The 9418-nt window shown below is 65.8% G+C and carries 8 protein-coding genes; 3 read left to right on the top strand and 5 right to left on the bottom strand.

All coding sequences use genetic code 11. The annotated features are described in order from the left end of the window. The 4 genes from IC66_RS0115340 to IC66_RS0115325 all read right to left on the bottom strand — a co-directional run. Positions 1–763: hypothetical protein (locus IC66_RS0115340; RefSeq protein WP_038948207.1), on the bottom strand; the 763-nt coding region annotated here is incomplete at its 3' end. A 289-nt stretch (positions 764–1052) separates the two neighbouring features. Then, positions 1053–1550 (bottom strand): TPM domain-containing protein, encoded by a 498-nt coding sequence (locus tag IC66_RS0115335; protein WP_028140417.1) that lies wholly within the window; start codon positions 1548–1550, stop codon positions 1053–1055. Between the two features lie 4 nt (positions 1551–1554). Then, positions 1555–2472, bottom strand: coding sequence for a TPM domain-containing protein (locus IC66_RS0115330; protein ID WP_028140418.1), 918 nt, complete (start codon positions 2470–2472; stop codon positions 1555–1557). Positions 2473–2589: 117 nt separating this feature from the next. Further along, positions 2590–3198: a LemA family protein gene (locus IC66_RS0115325; RefSeq protein WP_028140419.1), complete on the bottom strand. Its 609-nt coding sequence runs from the start codon at positions 3196–3198 to the stop codon at positions 2590–2592. A 263-nt stretch (positions 3199–3461) separates the two neighbouring features. Between IC66_RS0115325 and IC66_RS0115320 the strand changes: the two genes are divergently transcribed. The 3 genes from IC66_RS0115320 to IC66_RS0115310 are packed head-to-tail and all read left to right on the top strand — an operon-like array spanning position 3462 to position 6673. Next, complete coding sequence (locus tag IC66_RS0115320) at positions 3462–4316, top strand: enoyl-CoA hydratase (RefSeq protein ID WP_038948206.1); 855 nt, start codon at positions 3462–3464, stop codon at positions 4314–4316. Positions 4317–4321: 5 nt separating this feature from the next. Continuing rightward, positions 4322–5461: an acyl-CoA dehydrogenase family protein gene (locus tag IC66_RS0115315; RefSeq protein WP_038948204.1), complete on the top strand. Its 1140-nt coding sequence runs from the start codon at positions 4322–4324 to the stop codon at positions 5459–5461. Positions 5462–5476: 15 nt separating this feature from the next. After that, positions 5477–6673: an acyl-CoA dehydrogenase family protein gene (locus tag IC66_RS0115310; RefSeq protein ID WP_038948203.1), complete on the top strand. Its 1197-nt coding sequence runs from the start codon at positions 5477–5479 to the stop codon at positions 6671–6673. A gap of 243 nt (positions 6674–6916) precedes the next feature. On the opposite strand, the gene IC66_RS0115305 is transcribed toward IC66_RS0115310, so the two are convergent. Beyond that, positions 6917–9241, bottom strand: a complete 2325-nt coding sequence (locus IC66_RS0115305; protein ID WP_038948202.1) for a xanthine dehydrogenase family protein molybdopterin-binding subunit — start codon at positions 9239–9241, stop codon at positions 6917–6919. Positions 9242–9418: the final 177 nt, after the last annotated feature.

The raw sequence follows: 9418 nt of genomic DNA, 5'->3' as shown, positions 1-9418 counted from the left end.
CGCCAGCCACTGGGGCCGGCGCGGCGGCGGCGGTCGCAACCTGGGTCGGCGCGATCGAGCCGGTGGTCTCCTTGGGCACCGCTGCTGCGGCCTGCGCGGGGGCGGCGGGCGGCGGGGCGCGGAGCTTGTCGACGGTCTCGGACAGCTTTGCGATTTTGGCTATCGGCTCGGCCTGCGCCTTCTCGAGCTTGTCGAGGCGGTCGTTGGCCCGGTTGAACTGGGTGACGCCGGTTTTCGAGCTGTGGTCGACATTGGCCTTGAGCGCGACGAGGTCGGCATCGATCCGGGCGACCGAAGCATCGAGCGCGCTGGTGTCGGCGACCTGCACCGGCGCTTGGGCCGGGGCGGCGAAATGCATCATGCCGGCGGTTGCGAGCGCGCCGCTAATGGCGCCAACGCCGGCGGCGATCGCCACCACCGCGGCCATCGCCGACAGGCGGCGCTTGCTGCCGGTCTCACGCGGCTCTTCCGCCTTCACATGCGGAGCAAAATCCTCACGGTCCCAGTTCCGCTCCGACGGCGCCATGACGATCAGCTTGCCGGGCTTCGGCTCGGGCTTGGTTTCGGCTTTGGCTTCGAGCTTCGGCACGTCGATCCGGGATGCCTCAATCTTCGGCGGCTCGATCTTCACCGGATCCGGCTTGGGTGGCGCCTCATGGTCCGGCGCAATCGAGGGAGCCTCGATCCCAGCGGCCTCATTGGCCTGCGGCGCGGTCGCAGCAGCTTCGACGACGCCGGCGTCCTGGGCAGCCTGCTCGGGCATTGGTTCGCTCACGGCTCAAATACTCCAGTCTGGGTTGACCTTTTGGTAACTTTCATTGCTTGCGAAATCCTTACCTGCGGACCCGCTTACCGAAATTTTAGGAAGTTATCCGGGGCCGAATTTGGCCGGGAAAGTGGAACCGGTGTGGCGGGCGTGAAACAAATTGTAATCGGGTGAAGATGAACGGCCGCGGAATAAGCGCTGGGCGTCCCTTGTCACTTCCGTCATCCCCGCGCAACGGCGGAGCCGTTGCGCGGGGATGACGGTGAGAGAACGGAGCGCGCTCCGTTCACATCACGACCGGCGCATCCGGCAGCTCGTTCGCATGCGATGCGCCGGGCGGAAAATGCCGCGCCAGTTCGCGCGACACCGCCGTGATACCGTCGATTACGCCGCGCTCGAACTGGCCCGACCTGAACTCCGCCTCCATGGCGCGGCAGATGCTCTCCCAGCCTTCGGCACCGACCTTGGCGTGGATGCCGCGATCGGCGACGATCTCGACATCGCGGTCGGCGAGCAGGAGATAGATCAGGACGCCGTTGTTATGCGCGGTGTCCCAGATGCGCAGATGCGCAAACACGTCGAGCGCGCGCTCGCGGGCCGGCTGGTTGCGGAACAGCGGCGCGCCGTCGAGCGCGCCTTCGACCACGAAGCGGACCTGGCCGGAATGGGTGGTTTCGCCCTGCCTGATCGCCTGCTCGATGCGGGCGAGCACGGCCGGCGGAAAGATCTGCTTTGCCCGCCAATGATGCTGCACGAGATGTCTGGCGATGCGCTTGATGCTCATACCGCTACCAGCTCCCCGAGGCGCCGCCGCCGCCAAAACTGCCGCCACCGCCGCTGAAGCCGCCACTATCACTGCTCGACGATCCGCTGCTCCAGCCGCCCGACGAGGAGCCGCTCGACCAGGAGCCGCCGCGCGAGCGGCCAGTGCCCGGCGTGATCACCGAAAACAGATCGGCGACGAATCCGATGATGAAGCCGAGACCACCCAGCGCGAGGGCAAGTGCGAAAGACCCGAGAATGAACCAGGTCAGCGCCGCAATGATGCCTCCAGTCACGAACGATCCGAGCAGCCGTCCGAGCGCGGCCCGGAAGGCGCCGCCGATGCCCACCGAGACGAACAGCGTGACGATGAAGAGCGGCGCGAGATCGTCGAGACTGCCGAAGTTCACGGTGGGCGAGGGAACCGGCAAGGGTTCGCCGTCGATCACCCGCATCATGCGCTCGACGCCGTCAGCAATGCCGCCGGCGAAATCGCCGCTCCTGAATTTCGGTGTGATGATCTCATCGATGATTCGGCGCGAGGTGACGTCGGTGAGCGCGCCTTCGAGGCCGTAGCCGACCTCGATGCGCAGATGCCGGTCGTTCTTGGCGACGACGAGGATCGCGCCGTCGTCGACCTTCTTGCGGCCGATCTTCCAGGCCTCCGCAACGCGGATCGAGAATTGCTCGATCGTCTCCGGCTGCGTGGTCGGCACGATCAGGACGGCGATCTGGCTGCCCTTGCGTGTTTCGAAGTCCCGCAGCTTTTGCGACAGCGCGGCGGTCTCGCTGCTGGACAGCGTCCCGGTCTGATCGACCACGCGGCCGGTGAGCTGGGGGACGGCGACGTCGGCTGAGGCGGGGAGCGCGAAGGCGAGGACGAGCGCCGCAACGAAAGCCGCGCGCCACCAACTCGCTGTCCTCGCCCGGCTCGACCGGGCGATCCAGTATTCCAGAGACGCCAGAAGCCCACGGAGAGGCCGCGGCGTACTGGATTCCCCGCTTCCGCGGGGAATGACGGCGGTGGGTGGAGCTTGGCGCATTCGCAAAACGGCGCGCGCTTACTTCGACGGTGCCGGCGCCGGGTTGAAGTCCACCTTCGGCGCGGTCGAGATTTCCTTCTCGTTTGCGACCGAGAAGTTCGGCTTCTCCTTGTAGCCGAACATCATGGCGGTGAGGTTGCTCGGGAACGAGCGGATGGTGACGTTGTAATCCTGCACCGCCTTGATGTAGCGGTTGCGCGCCACCGTGATGCGGTTCTCGGTGCCCTCGAGCTGCGACATCAGATCCTTGAACAGCGCGTCCGACTTGAGCTGCGGGTAGTTCTCGGTGACGACCAGCAGTCGCGACAGTGCGCTGGAGAGCTCGCCCTGCGCGGCTTGGAACTTCTGGAAGGCGGCCGGATCGTTCAGCACCTCGGGCGTCGCCTGGACGCTGCCGACCTTGGCGCGGGCATTGGTGACGCCCAGCAGCACGTCCTTCTCCTGCTGGGCAAAGCCCTTCACCGAGTTGACGAGATTGGGCACGAGGTCGGCGCGGCGCTGATACTGGTTCACGACCTCGGACCAGTTGGACTTGATCTGCTCGTCCTCGCTCTGGATCGCGTTGTAGCCGCAATTGGTGAGGCTCAGCGAGGCCAGCGCCGCCAGCACGGTCAGGATCTTGCGCATTAAATTTCTCCCGGTGGAATCCCGTAACTCAATATCAGATAGCGATAACGCGGTACCAGCTTTTCGGGTTCATTCCGGGGCGCGAAGCGAGCTATGGTGCGCCCTTGCGCAACTGAAAATCTCGAGATTCCGGGTCTGGTCCTTCGGACCATCCCGGAATGACTGCGCTGCGCACCCCAGCCGACTGACGCAAGCCTCTTGCCTATCCCTGACCGACATAGTCAACTCGACGAAACAATAAGACAGAACACCGGGGGAACGCGATGACCTCGTTCGAGACCATCCTCGTGGAGAGGCCGGATCCAGCGATCACCCGGATCGTGATGAACCGGCCGGAGGCGCGCAACGCGCAGAACCTGCAAATGACCTACGACCTCAACGCCGCCTTCGACGCGGCGGTGCAGGACGATTCGGTCAAGGTGATCATCCTCGCCGGCAACGGTCCGCATTTCTCCTCCGGCCATGATCTGCGTCCCGGCGGCAAGAATACCGCCGGTGTCGATTTTCCACCGATCGGAAATTGGGGCGGTTTTGCCGAGCCAAATGCCCATGGCCGCTTCGCGCGCGAGCAGGAAATCTACCTCCAGATCACCCGGCGCTGGCGCAACCTCGCCAAGCCGACCATTGCCGAGGTGCACGGCAAGTGCATCGCCGGCGGGCTGATGCTGGCCTGGGCCTGCGACCTCATCATAGCCAGCGACGACGCGCAGTTCTGCGATCCCGTGGTGACCATGGGCGTCTGCGGCGTCGAATGGTTCGTGCACCCCTGGGAGCTCGGTGCGCGCAAGGCCAAGGAGTTCCTGTTCACCGCCGACAACTGGAGCGCCGAGGTGGCGCGGCAGCTCGGCATGGTCAATCAGGTCGTGCCTCGCGCGGAGCTTTCTGCGCGCACTCTGGAGCTGGCGCGCAGGATCGCCGCAAAGCCGGCCTTCGCGCTGAAGATGACCAAGGAAGCGGTGAACCGCTCCGTCGACGTGATGGGCCAGCCCGCCGCGATCGACCAGGCCTTCGCGCTGCATCAGCTCTGCCACGCCCACAATCTTCAGGAATTCGGCATGATCGTCGATCCCTCCGGTCTGCATCCCTCCGTGCGCAAGCCGCCGGCGGCCGCGGAGTAATTGCGATGGATCTTAACCTCAGCGACGAGCAAAGACTGCTGCGCGAGAGCGCGGAGCGCTTCGTGGCCGGAAGCTACGATGCCGATCACCGCCGCAAGATGGCGAACGATCCACTCGGCTTCAGCCCGGCGGTGTGGAAGCAGTTCGCCGAGCTCGGCTGGCTGGCGCTGCCGATTGCGGAAGAGTTCGGCGGGCTAGGCGGCGGTGCCGTCGAGATCGGCATCCTGATGGAAGCGTTCGGCCGCGGGCTGGTGTCGGAGCCCTATGTCGCGACCGTGGTGCTGGGTGCTGCACTGATCGACCGCTGCGGCACCAATGAGCAGAAGCAGGAGAGCCTGCCGAAGATCGCGGATGGATCCTTGAAGCTTGCGTTTGCGCATTCCGAGCGCGCGGCGAGGTTCGATCTCGCCAAGGTCGCGACATCAGCCAACAAGACGGCGAACGGCTGGCGCCTTGCCGGCAGCAAGATCGCCGTGCTCGACGGCCATGCCGCCGATGAGATCATCGTCTCCGCGCACATTCATGATCATCAGAGGCCTTCGGGACGGATCGGCCTGTTCCTCGTGCCGGCGACGACGCCTGGCCTCGTCGTCAGCGACTATCCGCGCCTCGGCGGCGGACGCGCCTGCAACATCGAGCTGTCCGACGTGCATCTGCCGGAGGACGCCCTGCTCGGTGACGGCCACGACGCGCTGGCGGCCATCGAATGGGCCATTGACCGCGCCATGGCCGCGCTCGGCGCAGAAGCCGTCGGCATCATGCAGACGCTGCTGGACACCACGCTCGAATACAGCAAGATCCGAAAGCAGTTCGGACGGCCGCTGTCGGCCAACCAGGTGATCCGCCATCGCCTCGCCGACATGGCGATGCAGGTTGACGAGGCGCGCTCGATGGCGCTGCGGGCTGCGCTGAAGGCGGATAGTCCGCCGGTCGAGCGGGCCCGTGCGGCGTCTGCCGCGAAAGCCAAGATCGGCAAATGCGCACGGTTCGTCGGCGAGCAGTCGATCCAGCTTCATGGCGGCATGGGCGTCACCGAGGAGCTCGAGGTCGGCGCCTATTTCAAGCGCCTCGTCGCCTTCGACACGCTGTTTGGCGGCAGCGCGCACCACTATGCCCGTCACGCCGAACTTGGCCGCAAGGCCTGATATCGGGAGAGCCTCATGGACCTGTCGTTCAATGCCGAGGAGCGCGCCTTCCAGGACGAGGTGCGCGGCTTCATCGCCAAGAATCTCACCGAGGAGATGAAGCGCGCGACCGCGCTGACGCCGTCGGTATTCTCCGACCCTGATATCGGCATGGCCTGGCAGCGCGCGCTACACAGGCAGGGTTGGGGCGCGCCGGGCTGGCCGGTCGAGCATGGCGGGCCGGCCTGGACGCCGGCGCAGCGCTGGATCTTCGAGACCGAATCCGCACGGGCCGGCGTACCGAACGTCAATGTGATGGGGGTAAAGATGGTCGGGCCCGTCATCATCGGGTTCGGCTCGCCCGAGCAGAAAAACTTCTACCTGCCGCGGATTCTCTCCGGCGAGGATTATTGGTGCCAGGGCTATTCCGAGCCGGGCTCCGGCTCCGATCTGTCCTCGCTGAAGACACGCGCGGTCCGCGACGGCGACGATTACATCATCAACGGCACAAAAATCTGGACCACGCATGCGCATCACGCCAACCGCATGTTCGCGCTGGTGCGCACCAGCGACGGGCCGCGGCAGCAGGACGGCATCAGCTTCATCCTGATCGACATGAAGACGCCGGGGATCACGATACGCCCGATCCTGACGATCGGCGGCGACCACGAGGTCAACCAGGTGTTCTTCGACGACGTCCGCGTGCCCGTGGCCAACCGGGTCGGCGAGGAAGGCAAGGGCTGGACCTACGGCAAATATCTGCTCGAGTTCGAGCGCGGCTCCGGCATCGCCTCGGCCAAGCTGCGCGAGGGGCTGAAAGCGATTTCGGATCTCGCCGAATCGGACCTGACCGGCCGCGCCATCGACAGCCCCGATATCGCGGCGCGCATCTCGGAGGTGGAAGTCGATATCGACGCGCTTGAAATGACCGAGCTGCGCGTGCTCTCGGCATTGCAGACCGGACAGAATCCCGGCGCGGTGTCGTCGATCCTGAAGCTGCGCAACAGCGAAATCCGCCAGGCCGTGACGCGGCTCGGAGTCGACGTCATCGGCCACGACGCCCTCGCCGTCGAGCCCATGCGACCGCTCTACCAGCTCAATCACGAGCCGGCGACGCCGGAGGAGATGCTGACAATGGTGCCGGAATATCTCAACGGCCGCGCCTACACCATCTTCGGCGGCACCTCGGAGATCCAGCGCGATATTATTGCGAAGATGATGCTGGGGATTTAGCGCCGTAGCCCGAGCATTTGGCGCGAGCGAGCGCTACACACTCCGCTGTCGTCCCGGACAAGCGTAAGCGCAGATCCGGGACCCATAGCCACAGGGAGATGTGATTGCGGGGACTCGGAGTTACCAGTTCGCGCCACAACCACTCCCTGTGGTTATGGGTCCCGGATCGGCGCGCGCTTATGGCGCGCTTGTCCGGGACGACAGTTGAGTTCGACGCGGTACCAGCGCAACAACGCGCCGCGCTTAGCCCGCCGCCTTCGCCTCCTTGATCGCCTGCCAGACCTTCTGCGGCGTCAGCGGCGTGTTGAGCTGGGTGATGCCGAGCTCGGCGAGCGCGTCCATCACGCCGTTGGTGACGCAAGGCGGGCCGCCGATGGCGCCGGATTCGCCGCAGCCCTTGGCGCCGAGCGGATTGGTGCGGCACGGCGCGGAATCATCCAGCGTCACCACGATCGGCGGCACGTCGTCGGCGCGCGGGATGCAGTAATCCTGGTAGCTGGCGGTGAGGAGCTGGCCGTCGGCATCATACGAGACGCCCTCATACAGCGCCTGGCCGATGCCTTGCGCAACACCGCCATGGATCTGGCCGGTGACCAGCATCGGGTTCACGGCGACACCGACGTCGTCGACGGTGGTGTAGCGCACGACCTTGGAGACGCCGGTCTCGGGGTCGATCTCGACCTCGCAGATGTGCGTGCCGTTCGGCCAGCTCGGACCATCGACCTCGCCTTCGGAATCAACGCTGAGCTTGGCCCCGCTCTCCTTCTCGGCGATGTCGAACAGGCTGATGCGGCGATCGGTGCCGACCACGGTGAGCATGCCGCCCTGATATTCGATGTCCTCGATCGAGGTCTCCAGCACGTTCGCAGCCTTCTCGCGCGCCTTCTGGATCAGATCGTTGGAGGAGACCGCGACCGCCGTGCCGCCGACGAACAGCGAGCGCGAACCGACGCTGCCGAAGCCCATCGCCAAATCGGTGTCGCCCTGGACCACGTCGATCTTGTCCATGGCAATGCCGAGTGTGTCGGAGATCATCTGGGTGTAGGTGGTCTGCAGCCCCTGCCCCATCGCCATGGTGCCGGAATGCAGCACGACGCGCCCTTGCGAGGTCGCGTGCAGGCTGACCTTCTCGGTGTGGGCGCGGCCGCCGGTCCATTCGATGTAGGAGGTGAGCCCGCGTCCGTAGAGCAGGCCCTTCTTCTTCGCCGCCTTCTTGCGCGCGGCAAAGCCGTCCCAGTCGGCGAGCTTCACGGCGCGGTCGAGCATGTGCGCGAAGGCGCCGGAATCGTACACCTGTCCGGCGGCATTCGTGTAGGGCAGCTGCGCCGGCTTGATGTAATTGGCTTTGCGGATCGCGCGCGGATCCATGCCGATTTTTCGCGCAGCAGCGTCGAACAGGCGTTCGACGATGAACACGGCCTCGGGCCGGCCTGCGCCGCGATAGGCGCCGACCGGCGCGGTGTGGGTCATCACCGACTGCACCTCGAAATGCACCAGCGGCAGATCGTAGACGCCGGTCTGCACGAACGGGCCGAGCACCAGCGGGATGATGTTCGCCGCGCCCGAGGAATAGGCGCCGGTGCAGCCGATCGACTTGACGCGATAGGCCAGCACCTTGCCCTTCTCGTCGAGCGCGAAGGACGCCGTCGAGGTGAGATCGCGGCCGTGGGTGCCACCGACGAACTCGTCGGTGCGATCGCCGCGCCAGCGGATTTTCTTGCTCAGCTTGGTTGCGGCGTAAGCGACGATGCCGTCCTCGGGATAGAGGTTGGTCTTCTGGCCAAAGCCGCCGCCGATGTCGCCGACCAGCACGCGCACGCTGTCCTTGGGACGCTTCAGCACGGCCTCGGCGAGCACGTCGCGGGTCGAGGCCGGGGTCTGCGACTGCACGTGCAGCAGCAGGCGGCCGGTCTTCTTGTCGATCTCGGCAATGGTCGAGCGCGGCTCCATCGCGGACGGCACGAGGCGCTGGCTGACGAGGTCGAGCTCGACGGTATGCGCGGCCTTGGCAAACGCCTCGTCCACCTTGGCGACATCGCCGTAAGACATCGCGCCGACGATGTTGTCGGGCGCCTCCGGCCACACCACGGGCGCGCCTGATTTCACGGCCTCGACGGGGTCGACCACCGCCGGCTGCACGTCGTACTCGACGACGATTGCCTCGGCCGCGCTCTGCGCCTCGACGCGGGACGACGCCACGACGGCCGCCACGGCCTCGCCGGCGTAGCGGACGACCTCATGGGCGAGCAATCGGCGCGGCGGCACTGTCATCGGCTTGCCGTCGGGGCGCTTGAAGATGCTCAGCGTCGGGATGCTGCCGACATCGTCCTTGACGAGGTCGGCGCCGGTGTAGATCGCGGTCACGCCCGGCATCGCGGCGGCTGCACTGGTGTCGATCGAGACGATCTTGGCGTGGGCATGCGGCGAGCGAAGGACGTAGAGCCACAGGGCGCCGTCGCCCGGCTTGTCGTCGATGAACTGCCCCTTCCCGGTCAGCAGCCGCTGGTCTTCCAAACGCTTGACGGGCTGCCCCGCTCCGAATCGCAAATTGCCGGGAAGAATGTTCATTCCGTGGGGTCCTCGAGGTCTTTTCGAAACTGCGGGCAGCCTTTTAGCGGATCGATCAAGGGCATACCAGCCGCGGTTTTGGGCGGGATATCCGCGGATTCGGCATGCTGTCCCGCGACACGCGAATCCGTGGGGTGGGCAAAGGCGCACTTGCGCCGTGCCCACGATCTCTTTGAC

This window comes from Bradyrhizobium genomosp. III (genome assembly GCF_000261705.1).
Classification (GTDB): Bacteria; Pseudomonadota; Alphaproteobacteria; order Rhizobiales; family Xanthobacteraceae; genus Bradyrhizobium; species Bradyrhizobium ottawaense.
Note: the sequence above shows the minus strand (reverse complement) of the source record. Positions and strands in the feature narration are given on the sequence as shown.